Source organism: Acinetobacter sp. R933-2 (assembly GCF_030325485.1).
Taxonomy (GTDB): Bacteria; Pseudomonadota; Gammaproteobacteria; order Pseudomonadales; family Moraxellaceae; genus Acinetobacter; species Acinetobacter sichuanensis.
In genome coordinates this window covers 119675-146459 of sequence record NZ_JACAIJ010000010.1, presented here as the reverse complement: position 1 = coordinate 146459, position 26785 = coordinate 119675, and the positions used below count along the sequence as shown (strand labels likewise).

Here is a 26785-nt window from a genome sequence, read left to right as displayed (position 1 = left end):
TTTAAATTTAACTTAATCTTTATGTAACAAAAGAGCTCAACATATTTATTTACAATTTAATTACGTGAAAATTACATATTTTTTTAAAACTTTACTAGATGATAATTTTTATTAGTCAACCAACTTTTTTTTATCAATAAACATTTTATCTTTGCCACAACATTTACAAAGTGCTTGAAAAATCGAATTTCACTACCATATTCATCAGGATGCTTACGCTACATTTGAGAGAAAAATGCCTGAATTACCTGAAGTCGAGACCACTAAAAGCAGTCTTTTTCCATTACTAGATCAAAAAGTAATGTCAGTACAGGTTCGCCAATCTCGCCTCCGTTGGGCTATACCAAATGATCTGGACAAATTAGTTGGACAAAAACTTGTTCAACTGACACGCAGATCTAAATATATTTTTGCTGAGTTTGAACACGACACCATGCTATGGCATTTAGGAATGTCAGGTAGTTTTCGCTTATGTGAATCACATGAAGAATTACGTAAACATGACCATTTAATTATCCAATTTGAAGATATTCAATTGCGTTATCATGACCCACGTCGTTTTGGTTGTATTCTTTGGTTAGATGAACATTCTCAAAATAAATTAATTGATCCTTTGGGACCTGAACCATTAAGTAACGAATTTAATGCAGATTATTTGATAAAAAAATTAAAAAACAAACAAACAGCAATCAAAGTCGCAATCATGGATAATCATGTTGTTGTTGGTGTCGGTAATATTTATGCAACTGAAAGTTTATTTAACTTAGGCATTCATCCAGCACAAGCAGCCAAAGATCTTTCAGCAGTACAAATTGAAAATTTAGTCATTGAAATTAAACGTATTTTAAAGCAAGCGATTGAGTTAGGTGGTTCGACCTTACGTGATTATAGTAATGCGATGGGAGAAAATGGCTATTTTCAACAAACCCTATTAGCATATGGTCGTGCAGGCGAAATGTGCGTAAACTGTGAAACAACTTTAGAAAATTTAAAACTTGGACAACGTGCCAGTGTATTCTGCCCACAGTGCCAGCCATTAAAGAAAACTTCTGTGACCAAGCCATCCTTAAAAGGTAAATCCCAATGAAAACTGCAATTGCTCGACATATTTTGGTCAAAGATAAAGATTTAGCCCAACAATTAAAACAAAAAATTCAAGATGGTGCTGACTTTGCAAAAATTGCTAAACAGCATTCAACCTGCCCATCAGCCAAAAAAGGCGGTGAATTAGGTGAAGTTAAAAAAGGTGATTTAGTTGCACCTATCGACAAAGCTGTTTTTAGTTTGGCTGAACGTGAACTTCATGGTCCAATCAAAAGCCAATTTGGTTTTCATTTATTAGAAATAAAATTTCGAATGGATTTTTAAAATCCATTCCTCATACAACGATGCACTCTTTTATTTTTGCTGCTCAATAAAGTCTGCATAACGATTAATATAGGTTCTAAACATTTCAGCACGTGTCGTAAAATAAAAAATTTCATTTTGATGTCTAACAATTTTTTCAGGTGCCTTGCCATTACAAAAACCATTTGAACTCACGGCTGATGCTAAGGTTGCAAAATGCTGAATTGCCTGTTGCTCATGATCAAAATCAAAGACTAATAAAGTAAAATCAGGGAAGATATTGTTCTTGTCTCCTATTCCAATCTTACTTTTAGCGGTATATGTTCGTAATCCTTGACCTTTTACTTGAATAATTTTATTCAGATGACAATCATTTTCTGACCATGCGTTGCCACTTTCCTTTTCAAATAATTCAAATTGGTCTTTTAATAATTGTGTTTGCAATATATTCATTAAAACTTCATTTTCATCAATATTATTTGCTTCTATCGTTTCATATACAGTTTTCTCATTGGGAATATCATCAAAAGTGAGTCCTTGACTCATCGTTTTAGTATTTTCAATTTGCTCAGGTAGTTGAATTTTCTCAAGTTCAGGATCAACTGTATTTTTTTCAGGTTTGCTACATGCAAATAAACTTAAGATCATTACACTTAAAATCAGTTTTCTTTGCATCTTTTTTCCCTAAAAATAACTGCAAATTTTATGGTACACAGAATTTAAGTAATATTGGGACTTTTCATGGCAATTATTGTAATCCACAACTCAATAAAACTATTGAGAAAAGATAAAAATAGTCAATTTATTCTTTGGTTTTAATACCTTAGTTAACAATACATCTTTGATATAAATTTTGCTATGATCAAAAAATTTATAGAATGTCTCACTCTATGTTCATCAGTTCAGGCAAAGAAGAAAAAATTTATTTTTCAGGTTATGAATTTAAGTACATTTTAAAACCACGATCTTATGATACAAATCACTTGATCATTGTATTAAGTGGTTTTGGGTCTACCACTGATTTTAACTATGATTTCCAAAATGCTTTAAAAAAATCTTGTCGAGCCGCAATTTTATGGATTAAAGATGATTTTTTTCATAACAACTGTGCTACTTACTACCTAAACCCTTTAGGAAATAATAGTTTAGAAAATGCAGTCAACCTATTTATCCAAGAAGTTCAAGCTTTTTTAGGTATAGATAAAAACCATTGTACTTTTCTGGGATGCTCTAAAGGTGGAGCCAGTGCTTTATATTATGGAATAAAAAATAATATTAAAAATATTGTGATGTCAGCGCCCACACTTTTAGCAGGCTCTTTTGTGGGGGGACTTGCTCCCCAAGATCTTGTTAAACCATGTGCTAAGTTTATGTGTAATGGTGTCGTCAATGATGCCAATTTAAAGACATTTGATCATAAAATTTTAAATGAATTATTAAGTGACCAAAATTATGATAAAAATATTTTTCTGATTTCATCAGAATCAGATTATTTACATGCAGATCAGATTAAACCATTCATTGGCATTTTTAATAAATATAGTAATTTCAATTATATTGAAGCTAAATCACCCTTAATTCGTACCCACCCAGATGTGACTTTTTTTAATGCCCCTCTTATTTTAAGTATTATTAATTGTTTAGCATTTAATATGACACCCGCTTTTCTCAATAGTATAACGCTTGGGGATGATTTAAATAAGAAAGCTAAAATCACCAAAGAACCTATTTTTGAGATTAAAAAACTTGAATTTGATCGTGCATCAAAATTTCATATTGAAGGAATATTCTTTTTAAGAGGAATTGCATGTGCGCATTATTCTGACTTAGATTATATTTTATATTTAGAATCCACACATCAAAACATCAAAATACACTTAGCGAAAGGTAATTGCCCATCTATAACAAAAGATTATTATGCTGATGCCTTTGTAAATTATGATAAATCTTACTTTTGTACAAAAGGTTATGCGGGGCTTTCCTTAGCAAATATTCCATTGGGTCAATATAAAATCTCTATAGAAATTATAATGCACTCAGGTGAACATTCTAAAATGAGATGTAAGAGAAATATCCATCAACCCATCATCAGCCCAGATGGTCATTATGAAATATTCTCACAAGAAAATAATATATTTTTAGAAATAAAATAATGTTTTAGATATTCAACATATGTGTCATAAAATTGTATAACAGGAAACGGCTTTTTAATAAAGTCGTTTCCCACTCAACTTCTCTTATTGACGTCTTTTCAATTCATCACGAATTTCACGTAATAATTCAATATCTTCTGGTGTTGCAGCAGGCGCTTCTTCAACAGGTTTACGAATACGATTTAAAAATTTAACCAATAAAAAAACAACCCAAGCCAAGATCAAGAAGTTTAAAAATATTGTAATAAAATTACCATAAGTTAAAACGTTAATACCCGCTTTAGTTAGCTCATCTAAAGATTGTAAATTATTTGGATTATCACCTAACACAAAAAACTTCTGTGTAAAATCAACTCCACCACCAGTGATTACAGTAATTAAAGGCATAATAATATCTTTAACTAATGAATCAATAATTTTACCAAATGCACCACCGATGATCACACCGATCGCCATATCCATCATATTGCCTTTAACAGCAAACTCTTTAAATTCTTGGACAATACTCATCTTACAACTCCTGCTCAGGAATACCCTATTTTTGTGACAAAGTATACATTATTTTTCTGTGTACATTTCCGCTTAATTTACTTGGTTTTCTCAAAAAACCAAATTATTTTTTGTATAAAAAACCGCGATGTTGTAAACAACATCACGGCTTAGAACAGCTATATAATTCTTTTAAAAATTACATACCACGTGCAGCACGTTTACGATCATTTTCAGTTAAGAATTTTTTACGAATACGTACTGATTTAGGTGTAACTTCAACCAATTCATCATCTTCAATAAACTCTAAAGCTTGTTCAAGTGTGAATTTGATTGCTGGTGTTAACGTTAACGCTTCATCTGTACCAGACGCACGCATATTCGTTAACTGTTTTGCTTTAGTTGGGTTTACAGTCATGTCGTCTGAACGAGAGTTCATACCCACGATCATGCCTTCATACACTTCTAACTGTGGCTCAGCAAATAGACGACCACGGTCTTGTAATGTGAATAAAGCAAATGCCAAACAAGTACCGTTAACCATAGAGATCAACACACCGTTTTGACGTTTCGCAACTTGACCAGCTTTAGCAGGACCATAATGCGAGAAGCTTGAAGTCATGATACCAGTACCAGAAGTAATGGTTAAGAATTCAGAACGGAAACCAATCAAACCACGTGATGGAACAGTTGCTTCAATACGGATACGACCTTTGCCGTCTACTTCCATATTGGTCAACTCACCTTTACGGTTACCCATTTGTTCCATAACTGAACCCTGATGTTGTTCATCAACATCAAAAGTTACGTTCTCATATGGTTCTTGAATTTCGCCATCAATTTCTTTCATGATCACTTGCGGACGAGAAACACCCATCTCGAAGCCTTCACGACGCATGTTTTCGATCAATACTGAAAGATGTAACTCACCACGACCAGATACTTTGAATTTATCTGGACTGTCAGTATCTTCAACACGTAATGCTACGTTATGAATCAATTCACGGTCTAAACGTTCACGGATATTACGTGAAGTAACAAATTTACCTTCTTTACCAGCAAATGGAGAGTTGTTTACTTGGAATGTCATCGAAACTGTAGGTTCATCTACAGACAATGGTGGTAAAGCTTCAACATTTTTAGGATCACAAATCGTGTCAGAAATGTTTAACTCATCCATACCTGTGATACAGATGATGTCACCCGCAGATGCAGAATCAACATCAACACGGTCTAAACCATGATAACCCATGATTTTTAAGATACGACCGTTACGTGTTTTGCCATCTTTATCGACTACAGTTACAGGTGTGTTCGTTTTCACTGAACCACGTTGAATACGACCTACACCAATAACACCCACGAAACTATTATAGTCAAGTGATGAAATTTGCATTTGGAATGGACCATCAACATCAACTGCTGGTGGTTCAACGATATCAACGATGGTTTGGAACAATGGTGTCATATCTTCAGCAAGTTCTTCTGGAGATGGACCAGCCACACCGCGAAGACCTGAAGCATAAACAACTGGGAAGTCTAATTGTTCATCAGTACCACCAAGGTTATCGAACAAATCGAATACTTGATCGATTACCCAATCTGGACGTGCACTTGGCTTATCTACTTTGTTAATAATTACGATTGGTTTTAAACCACGTGCGAATGCTTTTTGCGTTACGAAACGAGTTTGTGGCATTGGACCTTCTTGTGAGTCAACAAGAAGTAATACACAGTCAACCATCGACATTACACGTTCAACTTCACCACCGAAGTCCGCGTGTCCCGGTGTGTCGACAATGTTAATACGATATTCAGTATCTGTACGTTTATCTAACCATTTGATTGCAGTATTTTTTGCAAGAATAGTAATACCACGTTCACTTTCGATAGCGCCTGAATCCATGACACGCTCAATCTCGCCCGCTCGGTCACCGAGGGCACCTGATTGTTGTAAAAGTTTATCTACTAGAGTTGTTTTACCATGGTCAACGTGCGCAATGATCGCAATGTTGCGGAGAGTTTTAATATCTGACATGTAAATTCGATACGCCTAAAGTTTGAGGGCAAATTATACAGAAAAAATATAAATTTTAGTAGTGACAGTTCATTGACAGTTACAAGTTTTTTTTACAACAATCGCTTTTTATTTTGTAATAGTGTGTAAACCGATTAGAATAGCGCCATCTTGCTGTCTCTCCTGCTGTGACCATGTCTGATTTAAATACTCCCAACGAACAACAACAAGGGCAAATTGACCTTGTTTATGGACTCAATGATCGTCCAAAACCACTCATTGCATTTTTTGCAGCTCTGCAACATTTACTTGCGATTATTGTTCCTATCGTAACGCCGGGTCTACTGATTTGCTTAGCTTTAGGTGTTTCTGCACATGACACCAATATGATTTTATCTATGTCTTTGGTAATTTCAGGAATTGCAACCTTCTTACAATGCAAAAAAGTAGGTCCTTTTGGCGCAGGTTTACTGATCGTTCAAGGAACTAGCTTTAACTTTATCGGTCCTATTATTGGGATTGGTTCTGCTATGGTTGCTGCTGGCACACCTGTGGAAGCAGTGATGGCATCTATTTTCGGTGTAGTCATTGCTGGCTCATTTATTGAAATGGGTGTTTCACGTATTTTACCTTGGGTCAAAAAACTCATTACGCCTTTGGTCACAGGTATTGTTGTACTACTTATTGGTCTGACTTTAATCAAAGAAGGCTTAATTAGTATGGGTGGTGGTTATCAAGCGATGGAAAGTAAAACCTTTGCTAGTACAGATAATCTCATCATGTCATGTACCGTTTTAGCGATTATTATTTTATTAAATCGCTTTAAAATTGTTTGGATCAAAAGTTCAGCGATCTTAATTGCTTTAGTTATTGGTTATGCTTTAGCAGGTTATATGGGTTATTTAAACTTTTCAGGTTTAAAAGATGCGCCTTTAATTCAAGTGCCAACCCCAATGCATTTTGGTATTAGCTTCTCTTGGAGTTTATTTATTCCAATGGCATTTATTTATCTGGTCACTTCATTAGAAGCAATTGGTGATGTGACTGCGACATCTAAGATATCAAATCAACCTGTTGATGGTCCTGTTTGGATGCAACGCATTAAAGGTGGTGTATTGGTAAATGGAGCAAATTCATTCCTTGCTGGTATTTTCAATACATTCCCAAGTTCTGTTTTTGCACAAAATAATGGTGTTATCCAATTAACGGGTGTTGCAAGTCGTTATGTCGGCATTTGGATTGCCATCATGTTGGTCATTCTAGGGCTGTTCCCTGCTGTTGCTGGTGTAATCCAAGCTGTACCACAAGCGGTTCTTGGTGGTGCTGTCATGGTGATGTTTGGTGCAGTTGCAGCTTCAGGTATCAATATTTTGTCAGGTGTAATCCTTGATCGTCGTGCATTACTGATCATTGCAATTTCTTTAGCACTTGGTTTAGGGGTAGCACAAGTTCCTCAAATTTTGGAACATCTTCCTGAATTACCACGTAATATTTTTAGTTCAGGCGTTGCAACAGGTGGTATTGCAGCATTAATTTTAAATATTGTTCTTCCTGAAACTAAAAAGTAATGCCGTAATTCATTATAATGCCCAGTTTTGTCTGGGCATTATTGTTCTAATTTTTAAAATGGGTGGTGAATATGGAGCCTAGAAGTGAAGTTGTTATTCGACAACATGACTATCTCTCTGGACGTGTATTGTTCATCAATGCACCAACGGATGACTTACATTCGCATTTAGCTGCTGATATCCAAGCAACGTTTTGGACATGGAACTTTAATGAGTTTCAATATTTTATAAAGCAAAATACAGAAGTACATTTTGGTACAGATCTACCTGAATCTGGTTTTGATCAGGCAGTGATTTTTGTTCCAAAATCTAAAGAATTACTGAATTACGTTTTACACCACGTTGTCAGCCGTCTTCCAATTGCTTCATCAATTTTTTTAGTTGGTGAAAAAAAAGGAGGCGTTGAACGTGCAGCCAAACAGTTACAGCCTTATGGTCAAGCGATTAAATTAGACAGTGCTCGGCATTGTCAAATGTGGCAACTCACTACAGATAAAACTGTTGTTGCAAAAACACTTGAAGCATGGGCGCAAACCTATCAAGTTGCCACACCTGCTGGAGAGCTCACCATTTGTGCACTTCCAGGTGTTTTCAGCCAAAATCGCTTAGATGTTGGGACTGCTGTTTTATTGCCGCATTTGTCAAAAGTGACTTCTGGGAAAATTGCAGACTTCGGTTGTGGTTCTGGCGTAATCAGTGCATATCTGTCTAAAATCAACCCTAAAAATCGTATTTTTGCACTAGATGCTGATGCTTTTGCTTTAGCCTCTACGCAAATGACTTTTGAAAAAAACCAATTACCTTTAGAACAGCTTGAAATTAAAGCAGTGACTGGCATTGATGATGCTCCACTCTTTTTACATGCTATCGTGAGTAATCCACCATTTCACCAAGGTATTCAGACTGATTACAATGCCAGCGAAAACCTGTGCAAAAGTTCAAAACGACATTTAAAATCAGGTGGTGAATTATGGATTGTGGCAAATCGCTTTCTAAATTACCCATTACTTATTGAACAAAGTTTTGGTCAATGTACAACCAAAGCAGATCAACAAGGTTTTAAAGTGTTATTTGCCAACACTAAAAAAAATCTTAAGGAAGAATAATGAGCGGAAAAGATCATCCTCAACTTCAGCGTAAGCTCGGCGCTCGACACTTAAATATGATCGCTATTGGCGGTTCTATTGGTACAGGTTTATTTCTTGCATCAGGTCAAACGATTGCAACTGCTGGTCCCGGAGGAGCATTACTTGCCTACGCGTTGATCGGAGTGATGATCTATTTCCTCATGACCAGCTTAGGCGAGCTTGCAACCCATAATCCAACATCAGGTGCTTTTTTTACTTATGGCAGTAAATATGTCGAAGAAGGTTTCGGCTTTGCACTAGGCTGGAACTATTGGTACAACTGGGCGATTACGGTTGCATTTGAATTGGTTGCTGTCCAATTCATTATGAAATTTTGGTTTCCTGAAATCCCCGGGTTTTGGTGGAGTGCTCTCTTTCTTGCCATTATCTTTTTTATCAATGCATTAACAGTAAAAGGTTTTGGTGAAAGCGAGTTTTTATTCTCTCTAGTTAAAGTCATTGCGATTGTATTTTTCATTGTGATTGGTTTATTTATGATTGGTAAAATCATGTTAGACCCAACACAGTCTATTACTAAAAACTGGACAATAGGTGAAGCACCATTTGTTGGAGGATTCCAAGCACTGGTTGGTGTTGCCATGATTGCAGGGTTTTCATTCCAAGGGACTGAAATGGTCGGTGTTGCGGCTGGAGAGTCCAAAGATCCGAAAAAAACAATTCCTGTTGCCATTAAACAAATCTTTTGGCGTATCTTATTGTTCTATATTTTATGTATTTTCATTATTGGAACATTAGTTGCTTATACGGATCCAAATTTAGCACTTGCTGCTGAAGGTGATGGTAATATTACCCTTTCACCATTCACACTTTTATATGAAAAAGCAGGTTTAGCGTTTGCCGCAGGTTTGATGAACGCTGTGATTTTAACAGCAATTATGTCCGCTGGTAATTCAGGGATGTATTCATCAACACGAATGTTATTTGATATGGCTCGCCAAGGTCGTGCACCAAAATGGTTTGCTCAGTTAGATATGCGTGGCGTTCCAATGAATGCTCTTTATGCGACGACTTTCATTGCAGCTTTTTGTTTTTTAACTACATTTATTGGTGAAAATCAGGTTTTTACTTGGCTACTTAACATGTCTGGAATGTGTGGTTTCATTGTCTGGTTAGGTATCGCAATTTCGCATTATCGCTTTCGTAAAGGTTATTTAGCACAAGGCTATCAATTAAAAGAGTTAGCCTATACAGCGAAATTTTTCCCATTTGCACCGTGGTTTGCCTTCATTCTTTGTACTATTGTGGTTTTAGGACAAAACTATCAAGCCTTTTTAGCAGGAGAATGGGGATCAGTTTTATCGACTTATATCAGTATTCCATTATTTTTGGTTATTTGGTTAGGTTATAAATGGAAGCACAAAACTAAGTTGATTTCTTATCAAGAAATGGACGTAAAACCATTTGATTTAGATAAAGAATAATTTAAATTAAACATAAGAACCTCATTTTTTAATGAGGTTTTTTTGTCATTGTATTTATTCACAGTATAAAATTTTGTATTCATTATTATTTTTAAATCAAATAAAAACATTAAGTTATCACCAACAAAAAAATATTAAATAAAATATTCTTGACAGATTTAATTTAAGTTCTAAAATGGCGCAAAATTCGATTCATCTTTTTCCAAAAGATTTTATAGGAGGACATCATCATGCTGACATTGGAAAATACAACAAACTAATACAGCAAGATGTCGCTCACGGACACTTGTTGCCAAAAAGTGTCCGAATGCCAAGATTCTAAACCTAGCATTCGCTAGGTTTTTTTATGCTTGAAAAATCAAGTATTTAGAATATTCGGACAAATGATAAAATTGCTTAGAGAAATTAAAATGGGCATACAAAAAATTTTGAACGCTAGAGCAGATTATGGCGTTCCTGTAAAAATTTATACCACAGATATTGATGAAGAAAGCATGACTCAATTGCGCAAAATGGCACAATTGCAATTTATTCACTCTCACATTGCTGTCATGCCAGATGTGCATGTAGGCAAAGGTGCAACTGTTGGCAGTGTTATTCCAACTAAAAATGCAATTATCCCTGCAGCAGTAGGTGTCGATATCGGCTGTGGTATGAATGCGATGCGCTTAAGCTTAAAAGCAGCTCAATTGCCTGATAATTTAAGTGCCTTACGCAATGCAATTGAACGTAAAGTTCCTGTTGGTTTTGAAATGCATAAGCAAATCAAAGCCAAAGCATCCACATTAACACCTTTAGAAAAACGCTTAAAACTGATTACAGACAAGCATCCCGCTTTAAAACGTATGTTGCGTCATTTTGATTCAACATGGCAAAAACAGATTGGCACTTTAGGTGGTGGTAATCATTTTATTGAACTCTGTTTAGACGAAAATGATGATGTTTGGGTGATGTTACATTCAGGTAGTCGAGGACTGGGTAATGTCATTGGCACATACTTTATTGAACGTGCTAAGAAAGAAGCACAAAGTCGTTTTGGGCATGTACCTGATAAAGACTTATCTTATTTTGCTGAAGGTTCAGATAGTTTTGATGACTATTTTGAAGCTGTAGAATGGGCACAAGAATATGCTTATGAAAACCGACGTGAAATGATGCGGCTCATTTTAGAAGCAATTCGCCCTCTTTTACCAAGCTTTCAAATGACTAAAGAAGCAATTAACTGCCATCATAATTATGTACAGAAAGAAGTGCATTTTGGTGAAGAGGTTTTTGTAACACGTAAAGGTGCAATTCGTGCAGGTATAGATGAATATGGCATTATTCCTGGCTCAATGGGAGCAAAATCTTTTATTGTGAAAGGTAAAGGTAATCCTGATTCTTTCTGCTCTTGCTCTCATGGTGCAGGACGAAAAATGAGCCGAAGTAAAGCCAAGAATTTGTTTAATCAACAAGATTTAATTGCACAAACTGAAGGAATTGAATGCCGTAAAGATAAAGGCGTGGTTGATGAAATTCCAAGTGCTTATAAAGATATTGATGAAGTAATGGCAAACCAAACAGATTTAATTGAAGTTGTACATACCTTAAAACAAGTGATGTGTATCAAAGGCTAAGTTAAAACAGGTATTTTTAGCTCTAAAAAACCCCAATAAATGCTGATTTATTGGGGTTTTAAATTTTACTTTAATCTATGCAATAAAAAACGACTCCGAAGAGTCGTTTTTTTATCACTCAGTTACTCAATATTATTGAGCTGGTTGAGCAAGAACAGTACGGCTACCAGTGATCGCAGCGAATACGCGACGGTTCATAGCACGACCTTCTTTAGTTTTGTTGTCAGCAATCGGTTGATCCCAAGCGAAACCTTGAGTAGACAAACGAGATGCATCAATGTTGAATTCGCTTACAAGAGCAGATTTAACAGAGTTAGCACGAGCTAAAGATAAACGTTCGTTCAACTTACGTGGACCAGTGTTATCTGTGTGACCTTCGATACGTGCAGTCGCATTCGGGAATTCATTTAAAGCAGTTGCTACTTTAGCGATTTCACCTTTGTATTGCGGCTTGATGTTAGATTTGTTTGTATCAAAGAATACACGAAGCTCTAGGTTAAGCGGCTCAGTGATTTCTTGTGGAGCAGGTGGAACTGGAGTTGGAGCAACTGGCTCAACAGGAGCAATTTCTACTACAGGAGCAGCAGGTTTCAAGTGACCACCAAGAACAACGTTAAGACCAGCTAGAGCTGTATAGTTCCAGAAATCTTCATCGATGTTATAAGTAGCACGAGCTTCTGTACGAAGAGACAAAGCATCGTTTAAGCGCCAGAATACACCCGCACCAGCATTACCTAAAGTACCTTCTTCACCATCACGATATTTCAATGCAGGCGCATCAAAATCGTATTTATAGTGACCAGCACCTACTAATACGTAAGGTTTGATTTTGCTGTCATAGTCTTTAGTGATTAAATCAGAAGTAACTAATAAGTTACCGTTGATTTGTTGTTGTTTGTATTCACCAGCGTTTGGATCTACATCACCTTTAACTTGGTTATATTCAACTTCTGCACTTAACCATGGAGTTAATTCAACACCAAGAGCCGCACCAACAAATAAGTCATCTTGTAATTCATGGCTATTTGTTAAGTTACGGTTGTTGTGCTCTGTGTCTTGGAATGTATAACCGACTAATAAAGGAGTTACAGTTACACCAGCGTTAGCAGCAGCTAATGGCGCAGCAACAAGCATAGCAAGTGCGATACGACTCAATTTCATGGATATCCTCCAGAGATAACAATTGTTGTTCAAACTCAGCCTAAAATTTTTTGGCTTCCTGAGATAAGCTTCTATATACCCCAGTATTATTTTTAAGCTACTCACGTTGAATCATACAAACACTTGAGAGTTTTTCCAAGTGCTTGATAACTTTAATCAAGCTTATTATTGACAAAATTACTTACAATTTCCGTTGTAATTCGGTAATTTTTTACTCGATTATATTTGTGAATACCTTACTCTTTTCACTTTCTATATTTTAACAGCAAAACAATACGATAGTAATACATATTTTACAAAGTTGCTCTTAACTGTGTAAAAAAATAGAAAAATATTTAAATTCATAAACATAAATAATTAAAAAGTAGATTTAATCATGTATTTATATTGTAAACAACAAGGTTTGACTTTGTTCGAACTGATTATTTGCATCTGTATCTTAGCAATAATCGCCTCTTTAGCCGCTCCACACTTCCTTCAAAATCGTCGTGACCAAGAAAGACGTAATATATTTCCTTTACTTGACCAACATATTAAATTTGCAAGAAATAATGCAATTTTACATCATAGTCATGTTGCGATTTGCTCATCTCAAGACTTACAATTTTGTCAAGATGATCAGTGGAATAGGGGTATTTTAGTTTTTATTGATCGAAATAATAATAAGATACGTGACACAAATGAGCTTTTACTCCAACAAACCACCACAAATCTAAAATTTGGTCGCTTAAAGTGGAATGGTAACATTACCCATCAAAAAATTATTTCTTTTCAGGGTGATACTGGCTTAAATCGAGGTGCTTTGGGAAGTTTTTATTATTGTAGTTTAGATAATCCTAACCAACATTTACGTTTTAAATTAGGCAAAATGGCAATTTTAAATCAGATTCCAACTATAACATGCTAAAAACTAGTCTCTAGCGTCTAGAGTTCTATAGACTTTCTTCTTTATTCTATATCTTTTTTTTATATACTGCTTAGGCTTTGGAAATAATCAACAACAAGTGAATTGGAGAATACAACAATGACTGACATCGTAATTGTCAATGGTGCACGTACCGCAATGGGCGGATTTCAAGGAAGTCTAGCAAGTGTTACAGCGCCAGATTTAGGTGCTGTAACCATTAAAGAAGCTATTGCTCGTGCAGGCTTAGAAGCAAGCGATGTACAAGAAGTCATTATGGGCTGTGTACTTCCAGCAGGTTTAAAACAAGGTCCTGCACGTCAAGCGATGCGTAAAGCAGGTCTTCCTGATTCAACTGGCGCTGTAACCATCAATAAACTTTGTGGTTCTGGTATGAAAGCCGTCATGCAAGCTGCTGATGCGATCAAAGCTGGCTCTGCTGATGTTATCGTTGCGGGCGGTATGGAATCTATGACCAATGCACCGTACTTACTACCAAAAGCACGTGGTGGTTTTCGTATGGGTCATGGCGAAGTCAAAGATCATATGTTCTTTGATGGTTTAGAAGATGCTGAAACAGGTCGCCTAATGGGTTCTTTTGCACAAGATATGGCAAATACACGTGGTTATACCCGTGAGCAAATGGATGAATTTGCAATCCGTTCTTTACAACGTGCGCAAAAAGCTATTACTGAAGGTTATTTCGCTGACGAAATCGTTCCTGTCACTGTTTCTGGTCGTAAAGGCGATGTGGTCATTGATAAAGATGAACAACCTTTCAATGCTAATATTGAAAAAATTCCGAGCCTACGTCCTGCTTTTGCCAAAGATGGTACGATCACTGCTGCAAATGCCAGCTCAATTTCAGATGGTGCTTCAGCTTTAGTTTTAGCTTCTGCTGAACTTGCAGCAGAAAAAGGTTTACAGCCTCTTGCTAAAATTGTTGCTTATGCTTCAAATTCACAGCATCCGTCTGAATTTACTATTGCGCCTGTAGGTGCGATTCAAAAAGTTTTAGACAAAGCAGGCTGGACTGCTCAAGATGTTGATTTATGGGAAATCAATGAAGCATTTGCGATGGTCACTATGTGCCCAATTGATGACTTCAAATTAGATGCTGAAAAAGTCAATATCAATGGTGGTGCTTGTGCGCTAGGACATCCTGTCGGCTCTACAGGTTCACGTATTATCTTGACATTGATTCATGCGTTAAAACGCACTGGCGGTAAAAAAGGTGTTGCAGCACTGTGTATCGGTGGTGGTGAAGCAACTGCAGTTGCGATCGAGATTTTATAATTTCTGAATAAATCAGTCTGCTTTTAATAAAAAATCCCTGTTTATCAGGGATTTTTTATCTTGCTTTCTTTTCGTGAAATCTTGTTTGAATATTTTAAATTTCATTACATAGATAAGGTTTTAAAATTTTTTCCACTTCAGGTTTAGCAAAAATTTGAGGATAAGACTGCACAAAAGTTGGCAAAAGCAATGCCATTTCCTGTCTTTGTGAAGCTGTCCATTGCGCACCATAAATTGCATAATGAAGATCATGTAAATGGCACTCAACAAACTGATCAAAAAACGCCTGATCCTGTGAATTTTTTATATGTTGTTTTTGTAATACAAGCCAATACAATTGATCCCAAATACCATGATGTTCAATAAGACTTAATCTTTGTATAAACAAAATTTCAGGCTCAATTAAGCATATAAACTGCTGAATTTCATCAGTATTCATTTGCTGTTGTGTGATTTTTTTGAGTTTTATCAAGTACCAAAACTCAATCTTTTGTTGTGTGTTTTGATAATATTTTAAACACTGTTCAATATTCAAATATTGTTGTTTCAGCGCTTTAAAAATATAAGCGTTTATAATATCTTTTGAATCTATTTTCTTCAAAATTTCAAAGAAAGTCTGATCATCTCCTTTAAGTAATATCCATTGTTTTGCCTGAATAATTGCATCAGAACGAGTTAAGTTTTTAATAGGATTTTCAATAAAATATTGATCAAAATTAAAAGCTTTTTGTCGAAGTGCAAAATATGCATAATCCATCATGCTAGGAAATTTACTCTTCCAAAATAGGATTAGATCCTCTAAAGCTAAAGCATTATTTTGATATAAATGATCAAACAATTGATATTGCACATCTTTCAATTTACTCTGTTTTAGTTCTTGTAAAAGCTCAGCCTCTGTTTGATTCTGAATAATCTCATCAAGCCAGTATTTACGTACCTGTTGATCTTTTGCCAAACGACATACCTCAAATAGCTTTTCCTTATCAACCCATTGATATTGTAAAATAAATTTTAATAAAGTTCGTGGCAACACACCTTGTTGCTTGCTAAATACCTCTGAAAAAAAATGTGTTTGCTTGGAAACTTCTAATAATAAAAGCTTAAATGCTTCTGGCTCTGTACGATCCCGATTTTGTAAAGTCGCAATGATGAGAAAATGATGTACACATAATTGAGAAAACTCTGCATGCTCACTCCATTTCAACATATGTTGAGCAGCTAATTGTCGATTAATTTCAACATAATCACTTAAACGCTCAAGTAAGTGTGGAAAAAGTTCCGCATCAAAACAATGCTTTAGATGCTCAAGCATTCTTTGTCTGGTAAAACCATCATAAGATCTTAACTTATATAGCTTAATTTCAAAATCTGAAAGTTTATTCTGAGTAAAACCATATAAATAATGATCTTCATTATTCTCTGGCATTACTTCCTGAAGCTCATGTTTTATCTCAGATTTGGCATCATTTTTTACGCTAGTCTGAGGTATCACAATAGGATCTGCTTTATTTATCTGTAAAAGGTTTTTAAAAAATTTCAACATATTCTAATTTTATATCGGCTTTTTCTATTCTTAGCATAGTTATAAATGAAAAGCGATATCACACATTAATATTTGAAAACTGAGCAATAATCATTAAACCAATCGTAATAAAAGCAATGCCCAGCCAACCTGCCAAATCAATATTTTGTCCTAAAAAAGCTTTTGCCAAAAGTGCTGTTGCAATCACACCAATCCCTGACCACAACACATATAGAATACCTGCTTGCATAAATTTCAACGCATAAGCAGCACATGCAAAAGAAATAATATACAAAACCAGAGCAATACCTTGATCAAGTTTATTGACTAAACCATTGCCCTTTGCCGAATAAAAAGTCGATAAAACGTCTGTAGCAATAGCAATTAAAAGCCAAAATACTCCAGAGTTAATTTTTGAAAATAAAGTCATCATGAGGTGAAATCCTTTTTTATTTTAAATGTATCAATGAAAAAATATGCAGCGCATAAATACAAAAAAGCTGAACCGAAGTCCAGCTTTAAATATTAAGTTATTTTATTAAGCACCAGTTTGATAATGCGCTTTTGGTACAGCTGTTGACGCTTGGTACGGATTTTTAAAATCATTTAAACCCGCAGCCGCCTCAGTAATATCTTTACCTTCTTTAATGACGAAAGTATCAAAACCTGAACGCTTCATGTAGTTCAATACATCTTTAAAGACATCACCTGTGGCACGAAGCTCACCTTGGTAACCTTGACGGCGTAACAGCGCAGCAAATGAATAACCACGACCATCATTAAAGCCTGCAAAATCAATAAAAATTGCGTCAAGTTGCTCAAGTGGAAATTGATTCACTTCAGGCGATGCATCCACTGTAATGAACAAGGCTTTTTTACCTTTGACATTGGCAATCTGATCCAACTGTTCTACAGTTAAAAGTACGTCACCTTGTGGTAATACACCCTCTTCGCCAATCACTTGGTAAGTGTTGTCTGCAATCGTGCCATCTTTAGAGAGGACTTGAAGTGCTGTATTAAGCATATGCGCGCTCCTTAAATGGTTGAATGCCAACACGGCGATAAGTTTCGATAAACTCTTCACCTTCGTTACGCAGGTCAAGATAAGTATTTAAAATTTCATCAACAATATCAGGCACAACTTCAGCTGCAAATGATGGTCCTAAGATGTCACCGATTGAAGCATCATGGTCTGCATTTCCGCCAAGTGTAATTTGGTAGAATTCAGCGCCTTTTTTGTCTACACCCAAGATTCCGATATTACCAACATGGTGATGACCACAGGCATTCATACAACCTGAGATATTTAAGTCAATATGACCCAAATTATATACTGTATCCAAGTCATCAAAACGACGTGAAATCGCTTCTGAAATTGGAATCGATTTTGCATTTGCCAATGAACAGAAATCACCACCCGGACAGCAGATAATATCGGTAATGAAACCAATATGCGCACGAGCAAGGTTATTTTGTTCAAGGATTTGCCACAATTCAAACAAATCTTTCTGTGGTACATCCACCAATGAAATGTTTTGTTCGTGTGTGGTACGTAACTCACCGAAGGTATATTTGTCTGCAAGATCAGCAATCAAATTCATTTCTTCAGTAGTCATATCACCCGGTGCAACGCCAGCACGTTTCAGTGAAATCGTCACGATACGATAACCTGTCACTTTATGGGCATTGGTGTTGATATTGAACCATTGTTTGAATTTTGGATGTTCTGCAAATTGTGCTGTGAAATCTTCATCTGCATAGTTTTGATAGTTAAATGGTGTGAATTCTTCATCCATTTTCTTCAAAGTTTCAGCATCAATTTTCAAGGTTTTAATGGTTTCAGCAAATTCTGCTTCGACTTTTTCAGCAAATACCGCAGGTGTTAATGCTTTAACCAAAATCTTAATACGTGCTTTATATTTATTGTCACGGCGACCATGTAAGTTATAGACACGAAGTACCGCTTCAAGATAAGCGATTAAATCTTCACGTGGTAACCATTCACGGATCATTGAACCGATGATTGGCGTACGTCCTAAACCACCGCCTACTTTAATTTTGTAGCCTAATTCGCCAGCTTCGTTGCGCGTTAAATACACGCCAATATCATGGAAAGATACTGCTGCACGGTCAATCTCAGCCAAAGCCGATACCGCAATTTTGAACTTACGTGGCAAGAATGCAAACTCAGGATGGAATGTTGACCATTGACGGATCAATTCACACGTTGGACGTGGATCTGCAACTTCACCTGCAACCACACCTGCATATTGGTCAGTGGTGGTGTTACGGATACAGTTCCCTGAAGTCTGAATCGCATGCATTTGAACTGTCGCAAGTTCAGCAAGCATATCAGGTACATTTTCCAATGCAGGCCAGTTAAACTGAATATTCTGACGGGTTGAAACGTGTGCATAACCACGGTCAAATTCCTGAGCCAATTCAGCAACTTTGCGTAATTGGTTGGAGTTCATCAAACCGTATGGCACAGCAATACGTAACATCGGCGCATAGCGTTGTACGTATAAACCATTTTGTAGACGTAATGGACGATACTCATCTTCAGTGAGTTTACCCGCTAAATAACGTTCCGTTTGATCACGGAATTGTGCAACACGTTCATTGATCAATTGTTGATCGAAATCAGTATATAAATACATGGCGTACAGCTAGTAGTTTCATTATAACGATGCACAATATAGCGAGATTTGATCTATCAGCGAAATGCTTTTTTTACATATTTCATAGCGGTTTTATTGATAAGCATATTGCAAAGACATGAGCAGCAATGCTTTGAAAACATTTCACTAATTTATTTACAGTATTGATATTTTTCTTCATTGCTTATCTGTATTTGTGATAAGAATAATTTCACTGTTATCACGGCTGTTATATGACAATTCAAAGTGTTAAATAGGTATTCTCCCACTGTCCTTGTGCGAAATCGCCTTCACGCAATTGCACATAACGTCCATGTACATGATCAATCGCAATACAATCATCAACATCCAACACACGGTCTGTATGTTGTTTTTGCCAATGGCTTGCAAAATACTGTTTACCTTTTTCTTTTGCAGTTGCAGAATCTTGAGCAACCACCAAAACATAACGATGCAACTCACCAAATTCACGGGCATCGTAACCACCAAGATTGATCAGCCACAACTTTTGCTCAGTTGCATTGGGCTGTGCATTGCTCAATTGGATTTGATATTTTTTATTTTCAAATTCAAGACCTGAAACTTTCATCCAAGCGTCAATATGTAAACCTTTTTGCTCACCAAACCATGCATTTTTCAATTGTGGATAAACAGCCTCAAGTGAATCTCCCACAGCAAGCACCACATCATGCACTTCGGTATTGGCACGTGCATGACGACCACCGAGCATGACGATAAATAAATTTGACATTTTCAATCTCTATGAAAGCTTCTGCAAAAAAAAGTCCCCCTTTGAAAAAGGTGAGGAGCATGCTCCGCAAGGGGGGATTAAAATGAGAAACTTTAAAACTCCCCCTCTCCCAACCCTCTCCCCAAGGAGAGGGCTTAGGAAGGAGTTTTACATCTCCACCATTTCTACGCCATCAATACGCGCAACAGTCATCAAATCTTTATCGCCACGACCTGAAACAGTCGCAATGATGATTTGATCTTTATTCATAGTCGGTGCAAGTTTGGTCACATAAGCCATCGCATGTGAACTTTCAAGTGCAGGAATAATCCCTTCAATATGCGTTAAATCACGGAAGCCTTGCAGTGCTTCAGTATCATTGATTGGCACATATTCCACACGGTGCATATCTTTTAAGAAACTATGCTCAGGACCTACACCCGGATAATCCAGACCCGCAGAAATTGAATGTGTTTCAATGATTTGACCTTGCTCATCTGACATGAGGTAAGTACGGTTACCATGTAACACACCCACATGACCTGCATTTAATGGTGCAGAATGCTTGCCTGTTTCAATGCCGTAACCTGCGGCTTCAACACCGTACATTTTCACATCTTGATCGTTTAAGAATGGATAGAATAAGCCCATCGCATTTGAACCACCACCAACACATGCAACCAATGCATCAGGTAAACGCCCTGCTTGCTCTTGAATTTGCTTACGTGCTTCACGACCAATAATTGACTGGAAGTCACGAACCAATTGCGGATATGGATGCGGACCTGCCACTGTGCCAATCACATAATAGGTTGAATCAACATTGGTTACCCAGTCACGCATCGCTTCATTCATGGCATCTTTTAATGTTTTTGAACCACTTTCCACAGGTACAACAGTTGCACCGAGTAAACGCATACGATACACATTCATCGCTTGACGTTTAACATCTTCTGCACCCATAAACACGACACATTCAAGTCCCAAACGTGCTGCGATGGTTGCAGTTGCAACACCATGCTGACCTGCGCCTGTTTCGGCAATAATACGTTTTTTGCCTGAAAGTTTAGCAAGCAGTGCCTGACCAATGGTGTTATTTACTTTATGAGAACCTGTATGATTTAAGTCTTCACGTTTTAAATAAATTTGTGCACCACCCAACTCTTTTGACCATCGTTCAGCATAATATAAAGGGCTTGGGCGACCGACATAGTATGCCAAATCACGATCAAACTCTGCCAAAAACTGGGCATCATCTTTCATCCGAAAATAAAGTTTTTCTAAATCTTCTAATGCTGCCATCAGCGTTTCTGACACAAAACGTCCGCCATGAATACCGAAATGCCCACGTTCATCAGGGAACTGGGTATAGTCGATCACTTGGCTATTTTGCTTATCATTTTGCTGATCCACGTTGGACTCCTTGCATAAATTTTTCAATGAGTTGCTGGTCTTTAATACCTTTTGCGGCTTCGACGCCGCCACTGACATCTACAGCATACGCCTGTGTCGTGTGTATTGCATCTTCAACATTGTCAGGGTTTAAGCCACCTGCCAAAATCAAAGGAATATCGAGTTTAGGGAACTGTGACCAGTCAAAACTGTGTCCGGTTCCCCCTTTTAATTCTGGATGCCATGCATCGAGGAGCATAGCACTTGCACCTGCCTGTTGATATTGCTGAATTGTCGCAATAATCTCAGAATTTTCCATGTCAGCTTTGATTTGAATCGCTTTATACCAACGGCGTTGATTGAATTGAGCAATCTGCTGGCATTGTTCAGGCGTTTCATCACCATGAAATTGAATAATATCAAGTGGTACTTGTTTCAGTACTTGTGCGATTTCTTCTGCGCTTGCATTGACAAAAAGTCCGACAATATTGACATAAGGTGGGATTGCCTGTACCAATGGCTTCGCTTGCAGAGCAGATACATAACGTGGACTGGGTTCAAAAAATACAAAACCAATCGCATCTGCGCCTGCCTGTACAGCAGACTGAATATCCTGAATGCGGGTAATTCCGCAGATTTTGGCACGGGTACGCATAGATTTTGACTCTAATTCGATTTTATAAAATAGATGTTATCTCTATTTTAGCGCAATCATTGTAATGCAATTTTCAACTGTTTGCTGAAAACTATGACCATACAAAAAACAATCTATGTTTAACATTGATACTAGCGCCTTTGTACAATTGAGTTTGGACCAGAAACTTTGCTTTTAACTCGCGCACTGTTATTCAATTCACGTCCATAATACACTGTTGAATTCGGTGCGACCACATCAATAAAATCAACGGCATTCACCGAAACAAGGGTATCAGGTCCATAGACTTTGAGCACCTGTACACGATCTGCTTGAATTTTTGAATTTGGACCACTGATCACTAAATATGGACAATATCCTGTAAATTGAAGTTGAGCATCAGATGCAAATAATCGCACCGCTTGCCCCTGACAATCATAAGTCCTCATATTATTTTCAAGATGTAAAATCTCAACTTTCTGTTTAGGCTCTGGAGGAAATTCTGGCTCTATGGTAGGCAAATGATTTACCGCAGTCACCGCAGCTTGCGGATGTTCATTTGTATTTACATCAGAGGATAATGCTTCTGTAGAATGTGGATGTTTCCGAAGCTCAACATGTGGCTTTGATGGTTCTGTATGAGTTTTTGGCGCTGCGCTGTGTAGAGGAGGAGATTGAGGACGTTCAGACACAACTGTTCTTTGTGAATGTGCCACAGCATAAATCAGCACCAACCAAACAAGATGCACGATTGCTGCTTTCATCGTTTTCCTGCCATCACGTGAATACTGACAATCTCACTCAGTCTGAATATATTCATAATTTTCAAATGTAATGCTGTAGTGTATTTATGTTGATCTTGTAAGTTATTTTCACCACAACTATACTGCGCGCAAATGCAACAAGTCTATAGCTTAGGCTCAGGGAAGTTGGTGCAAATCCAACACTGCCCCCGCAACGGTAAAATGAAATATTATTCTTTATAAATCCTTAGGTTTACGCCACTGCAATGATTCATTGTGGGAAGGTGGAATAATACGGGTCTGCCACCCTATATTTAAGTCCGGATACCTGCTTGTTGTGCCCTTTAACTCAATCATTCACGGGGAGTGAATGTATGGAGCATATCATGTCTGTTGTTGCTAAACTTACAACTTTTAAACCTACGACGCTTGTAGGTGCTGTCGCTGTTGCGATGGGGATTTCTTCTACCGCTTTCGCAACCGATTCTCTTTCATCTGAGTCAACTCCAGTTTCAACTTTAGATACAATTGTTTTTACAGCAACACGTTCAGCAGAAAATATTAAAGATGTTCCTGCACGCATTACTGTGATTGATGAAAAAACCATTCAGAAAAACCCTATTCTGAATGTTTCGGATGTTATTCAACGTGACCCTACCGTTTACATCAAGCAAAGTGGTGGCATGGGGCAAATTTCTGAAATTGGTTTACGTGGAATGAAATCTGTTCATACTTTGGTTTTAAAAGATGGTGCGCGTCTCAATAGTCAAAATGAGTTAGGTCCTTTATATCCTGCATTTTTAGATACTTCCGACATACAACAAATTGAAATCTTAAAAGGTCCTGCTTCTGTACAATATGGCAGTGATGCTATTGGCGGTGTCGTTCAATTAATTTCTAAGAAACCAACACAATCAGGTGCGGAACTTACAGGAATTTATGGCGAAAACCAGACTTACAAAACCATTGCAAAAGCAAGCTTGGTCAGCGATCAAGGTTTCTATGCGCAAGTCGGTGGACAACGTCTTGAAAGTGATGGTACTCGTATTTTTGAAAGCCAACCTAAAGGCGAAAAAGCCAGTTATGACCAAAAAGGTTATAATGCAAAATTTGGTTATAGCCAAGATAATGTTGTAGATGCTTCAGCTTCGATCAGTGAAAATAAAGGCACAAATATTTTTAGTAATGACTATATTGTCAACACAGCAGCGCGTGAGTTTGAGAACCGCGTGATTAATGCCAAAGTTGCTTATAACATTCTGCCCAATTTGATCTTAAATGCACATTATGCCAATGTTCAAGACAAGCAAAATGTCCCTGCGTATGCCTCACATTATAATACTGAAAATAATGAAGGTGATTTAAACCTTAAGTGGAAATTTACGCCAAACCAAAATATCTTGGTTGGTGCGACTTATAATGATGCGAACTACCAAAGTAATACGATTGTCAACAATGACCAAAGTGTTGAAAGCACAGGTTATTATGTACAGCATCAGTTTAAAAATGATCGTTTTGATACTCAAATTGGTGCGCGTGTAGAAGATAATGAACGCTTTGGTACTCATACTGTAGGTCAAGGTGCTATTCGCTATCACTTCTTACCCAATGCTAGTGTATATGCCAACATTGGTAGTGCTTTCCGTGCGCCAACATTAAATGAAATGTATTCACAATGGGGCGGCAATGATCAATTAAAACCTGAGGAAAGTATTTCTTATGAACTTGGTTTTGATTATGACATCAATGCAAATATCAGCACGAGCCTTTCTGCTTATCACACTGAAGTTAAAAACTTAATTACCTATACTTGTGTTGCAACATGCGATGGCGACTATGTAAATACATTCCCTGTCAGTCAAAACATGAATATTAACAAAGCTAAATTTACTGGCGGTGAAGTAGAAGTGAAATGGCATCAAGATGATTTATTTTTATCAACTGCCTATGCTTTTGTAGACTCTGAAAATAAAGAGAACGGTAAAGAGCTTGTCTATCGTCCTCGCCAAACCCTAACCCTAAGCACAGGTTTGGAAAATGCAACATATGGGATCAGTGCATCTCTCATCGCGCGTGCGAAAGCTTATGCAGACACTCAAAATACCTTGCGTGTTCCGGGCTATGCCACTGTAGACCTAAATGCTTACTGGAATACGACAAAAAATGTGAAGCTTTTCACCAACATCCAAAATATTGGTGATGTTGAATATCGCGAAGTATTAAACACATACCCTGCAAATGATTGGTATATCAATACAGGGCGTCAAGCTTCAGTCGGTGTTACATTTAAATACTAAAAGCATTTAAAGCAACAAAACTTTGAGGATAATGTCATGACTATGGCATTATCCTTTTTTAATTTCAGCCTTAAATTTTAAACTTTCAAGGAACTCACATGGGACATCGTTTAAGTAAAATTTATACTCGTACAGGTGATTCAGGCACTACAGGTCTGGGGGATGGCTCTCGTGTCGCTAAAGATGACTTACGTATTGCTGCATTGGGTGATGTCGACGAACTGAACTCCATTGTTGGTGTATTACGCTCGCAAATCGCACTCAGTACGATTGAAAATAAAGCACATTGGGACAAATCATTAAGCCTGATTCAACACTGGTTGTTTGATTTAGGTGGTGAAGTCTGTATTCCAAACTACACCATGCTTCAACCGATTTGTGTTGAGTTTTTAGAAAAAGAAATTGACCGTATGAATGAAGATTTGCCAATGCTCAAAGATTTCATTCTTCCGTCTGGAACAATCGTATGTAGTTATACACACCAAGCGCGATCTGTTTGTCGTCGTGCAGAACGCAGCTTAATGACGGTACATACACGCGACCAAAATATTCAAGCAACAGCTTTACAACTGCTCAACCGTTTGTCTGACTGGTTCTTTGTGGCATCACGTACCTTACAACGTGCTGAAGGTGGCAGTGAAGTGCTATGGCAAAAAAATATTAATGAGACGATTTGATCGAAAATTGATATAAATTAGGTGGGATTCTTTATAGCAGTCCTCTCCCTAGCCCTCTCCTTTTAAAAGGAGAGGGAACTTCCATTATAAATTCAATATCAATGACAACTCGACATACAAGAAATTTAATCATCTCTATTGAATATTCTCGGCAGAACAACAATCATCTTTCTCGTTAGATTGACCAAACAGGGCTCATTATGAAAATCATCGGACATCGTGGCGCACGTGGCGAAGCACCTGAAAATACATTAGCAGGTTTCCAATACATTCATGACTTAGGTATTCGTGCTGTTGAGTTTGATGTTCGACAACTCAAAGACCGTGAATTGATTGTTATGCATGATGACAATTTTCTGCGTACTACAGGCACAGATCAACCTTTATACGCATTAAACAGTACAGAGCTTGAAAGCTATAACCAAGCGCATATTTGGATGGATTGGGAAAAGCAAATCACGCCAACGCTCAAGCAAAGCTTAAAGATTATGCACGACTTTGAACACTTAGAAGTCGAAGTTAAAGCTGTTGAAACCGAGCAACACGCTGAAATGCTGGTCATTGAACTGGAAAAACAATTACAGGGTTTTGAGCAAACAGCTATTATTACCAGTTTTGATCTAAAAATTCATCAAGCACTGCTGCTGCAAAAAAGTCGTTTTAGACATGGCTTGCTGATAGAAGACGATATTGGTGAACAGGCGATTGAACAGGCAATCTCATTAAAGTGTTGTCAAATGGGTTGGATGAATCAGCTCGCAACCGATCAGATCATCAAAAAAACCCAAGAAGCAAATTTAAATATCAGTATTTGGACGGTGAATGAAATTGAGCGAGCACAACACTTACGTGAACTTGGCGTTCATGGTTTAATTACCGATTTTCCAAAACTCATGCAAACCGCATTACAACAAATCAAATAAAAGCTTCAAAATTTGTTGAAGATTTGTTTATTTCTTCAACTTTTTAAAAAACATAAATGCGATATTATTGTTTAAGTCAATGATAAA

Annotated in this window: 24 protein-coding genes and 1 riboswitch; of the genes, 12 read left to right on the top strand and 12 right to left on the bottom strand. The window is 37.1% G+C overall.

Annotated elements, in window-relative coordinates; genetic code table 11:
* Positions 1–235 precede the first annotated feature (235 nt).
* Positions 236–1087 (top strand): bifunctional DNA-formamidopyrimidine glycosylase/DNA-(apurinic or apyrimidinic site) lyase, encoded by an 852-nt coding sequence (gene mutM / locus HX005_RS13135; RefSeq protein ID WP_286377695.1) that lies wholly within the window; start codon positions 236–238, stop codon positions 1085–1087.
* Complete coding sequence (locus HX005_RS13130) at positions 1084–1368, top strand: peptidylprolyl isomerase (protein ID WP_107008031.1); 285 nt, start codon at positions 1084–1086, stop codon at positions 1366–1368. Before mutM ends, HX005_RS13130 begins: the two co-directional genes overlap by 4 nt.
* A 30-nt stretch (positions 1369–1398) precedes the next feature.
* Here HX005_RS13130 and HX005_RS13125 read toward each other — a convergent pair whose 3' ends face one another.
* Positions 1399–2022: a hypothetical protein gene (locus HX005_RS13125; RefSeq protein WP_107008032.1), complete on the bottom strand. Its 624-nt coding sequence runs from the start codon at positions 2020–2022 to the stop codon at positions 1399–1401.
* Positions 2023–2237: 215 nt separating this feature from the next.
* Between HX005_RS13125 and HX005_RS13120 the strand changes: the two genes are divergently transcribed.
* Positions 2238–3500, top strand: coding sequence for a hypothetical protein (locus tag HX005_RS13120; protein WP_286377694.1), 1263 nt, complete (start codon positions 2238–2240; stop codon positions 3498–3500).
* Between the two features lie 84 nt (positions 3501–3584).
* Here the strand turns inward: HX005_RS13120 and mscL are convergent, their stop codons facing one another.
* Both mscL and typA read right to left on the bottom strand, forming a co-directional pair.
* Positions 3585–4010, bottom strand: coding sequence for a large conductance mechanosensitive channel protein MscL (gene mscL, locus HX005_RS13115; RefSeq protein ID WP_286377693.1), 426 nt, complete (start codon positions 4008–4010; stop codon positions 3585–3587).
* Positions 4011–4188: 178 nt separating this feature from the next.
* The gene (gene typA, locus HX005_RS13110) at positions 4189–6027 is read right to left on the bottom strand and encodes a translational GTPase TypA (protein WP_286377692.1); all 1839 of its coding nucleotides are present in this window, start codon (positions 6025–6027) and stop codon (positions 4189–4191) included.
* Positions 6028–6200: 173 nt separating this feature from the next.
* Between typA and HX005_RS13105 the strand changes: the two genes are divergently transcribed.
* From HX005_RS13105 to HX005_RS13090, 4 genes are all read left to right on the top strand, one after another.
* Entirely contained in the window at positions 6201–7574 is a 1374-nt protein-coding gene (locus HX005_RS13105; protein WP_286377691.1) for a uracil-xanthine permease family protein, read from the top strand.
* A gap of 71 nt (positions 7575–7645) precedes the next feature.
* A complete protein-coding gene (locus HX005_RS13100; RefSeq protein ID WP_286377690.1) occupies positions 7646–8680 on the top strand; it encodes a methyltransferase in 1035 nt (344 codons plus the stop codon).
* A complete protein-coding gene (locus HX005_RS13095; RefSeq protein ID WP_286377689.1) occupies positions 8680–10143 on the top strand; it encodes an amino acid permease in 1464 nt (487 codons plus the stop codon). The genes HX005_RS13100 and HX005_RS13095 overlap by 1 nt, the downstream gene beginning before the upstream one ends.
* Before the next feature lie 410 nt (positions 10144–10553).
* Positions 10554–11759, top strand: coding sequence for an RtcB family protein (locus HX005_RS13090; RefSeq protein WP_286377688.1), 1206 nt, complete (start codon positions 10554–10556; stop codon positions 11757–11759).
* A 132-nt stretch (positions 11760–11891) separates the two neighbouring features.
* On the opposite strand, the gene omp38 is transcribed toward HX005_RS13090, so the two are convergent.
* Complete coding sequence (gene omp38 / locus HX005_RS13085; RefSeq protein WP_286377687.1) at positions 11892–12920, bottom strand: outer membrane protein Omp38; 1029 nt, start codon at positions 12918–12920, stop codon at positions 11892–11894.
* A 376-nt stretch (positions 12921–13296) separates the two neighbouring features.
* Here omp38 and HX005_RS13080 point away from each other — a divergent pair, with 376 nt between their 5' ends.
* Both HX005_RS13080 and HX005_RS13075 read left to right on the top strand, forming a co-directional pair.
* Positions 13297–13827 carry a GspH/FimT family protein gene (locus HX005_RS13080; RefSeq protein ID WP_107008086.1) on the top strand — a complete coding sequence of 177 codons (531 nt, stop codon included), beginning with the start codon at positions 13297–13299 and terminating at the stop codon, positions 13825–13827.
* Positions 13828–13944: 117 nt separating this feature from the next.
* Positions 13945–15120, top strand: a complete 1176-nt coding sequence (locus tag HX005_RS13075; RefSeq protein ID WP_286377686.1) for a thiolase family protein — start codon at positions 13945–13947, stop codon at positions 15118–15120.
* Positions 15121–15214: 94 nt separating this feature from the next.
* Here HX005_RS13075 and HX005_RS13070 read toward each other — a convergent pair whose 3' ends face one another.
* The 8 genes from HX005_RS13070 to HX005_RS13035 form a co-directional block, all read right to left on the bottom strand.
* Positions 15215–16546: a hypothetical protein gene (locus tag HX005_RS13070; RefSeq protein WP_286377685.1), complete on the bottom strand. Its 1332-nt coding sequence runs from the start codon at positions 16544–16546 to the stop codon at positions 15215–15217.
* Positions 16547–16721: 175 nt separating this feature from the next.
* Complete coding sequence (locus tag HX005_RS13065) at positions 16722–17075, bottom strand: DMT family transporter (protein WP_286377684.1); 354 nt, start codon at positions 17073–17075, stop codon at positions 16722–16724.
* A 105-nt stretch (positions 17076–17180) separates the two neighbouring features.
* Positions 17181–17666, bottom strand: a complete 486-nt coding sequence (locus HX005_RS13060; protein ID WP_286377683.1) for a DUF934 domain-containing protein — start codon at positions 17664–17666, stop codon at positions 17181–17183.
* Positions 17659–19302, bottom strand: a complete 1644-nt coding sequence (locus tag HX005_RS13055; RefSeq protein ID WP_286377682.1) for a nitrite/sulfite reductase — start codon at positions 19300–19302, stop codon at positions 17659–17661. Before HX005_RS13055 ends, HX005_RS13060 begins: the two co-directional genes overlap by 8 nt.
* A 241-nt stretch (positions 19303–19543) precedes the next feature.
* Positions 19544–20053 carry a DUF1543 domain-containing protein gene (locus HX005_RS13050; protein ID WP_286377681.1) on the bottom strand — a complete coding sequence of 170 codons (510 nt, stop codon included), beginning with the start codon at positions 20051–20053 and terminating at the stop codon, positions 19544–19546.
* A gap of 147 nt (positions 20054–20200) precedes the next feature.
* Positions 20201–21445, bottom strand: a complete 1245-nt coding sequence (trpB, locus tag HX005_RS13045) for a tryptophan synthase subunit beta (protein WP_286377680.1) — start codon at positions 21443–21445, stop codon at positions 20201–20203.
* The gene (locus tag HX005_RS13040; RefSeq protein WP_286377679.1) at positions 21429–22079 is read right to left on the bottom strand and encodes a phosphoribosylanthranilate isomerase; all 651 of its coding nucleotides are present in this window, start codon (positions 22077–22079) and stop codon (positions 21429–21431) included. The genes trpB and HX005_RS13040 overlap by 17 nt, the downstream gene beginning before the upstream one ends.
* Positions 22080–22210: 131 nt before the next feature.
* Entirely contained in the window at positions 22211–22822 is a 612-nt protein-coding gene (locus HX005_RS13035; RefSeq protein WP_286377678.1) for a hypothetical protein, read from the bottom strand.
* A 122-nt stretch (positions 22823–22944) separates the two neighbouring features.
* A riboswitch (cobalamin riboswitch) is annotated at positions 22945–23151 on the top strand.
* Positions 23152–23175: 24 nt separating this feature from the next.
* On the opposite strand from HX005_RS13035, the gene HX005_RS13030 reads away from it, so the two are divergent.
* From HX005_RS13030 to HX005_RS13020, 3 genes are all read left to right on the top strand, one after another.
* A complete protein-coding gene (locus HX005_RS13030) occupies positions 23176–25098 on the top strand; it encodes a TonB-dependent receptor plug domain-containing protein (RefSeq protein WP_286377677.1) in 1923 nt (640 codons plus the stop codon).
* 98 nt (positions 25099–25196) lie between these two features.
* Entirely contained in the window at positions 25197–25775 is a 579-nt protein-coding gene (locus HX005_RS13025) for a cob(I)yrinic acid a,c-diamide adenosyltransferase (RefSeq protein ID WP_107008054.1), read from the top strand.
* Between the two features lie 200 nt (positions 25776–25975).
* A complete protein-coding gene (locus tag HX005_RS13020; protein WP_286377676.1) occupies positions 25976–26698 on the top strand; it encodes a glycerophosphodiester phosphodiesterase in 723 nt (240 codons plus the stop codon).
* The last annotated feature ends 87 nt before the right edge of the window (positions 26699–26785 follow it).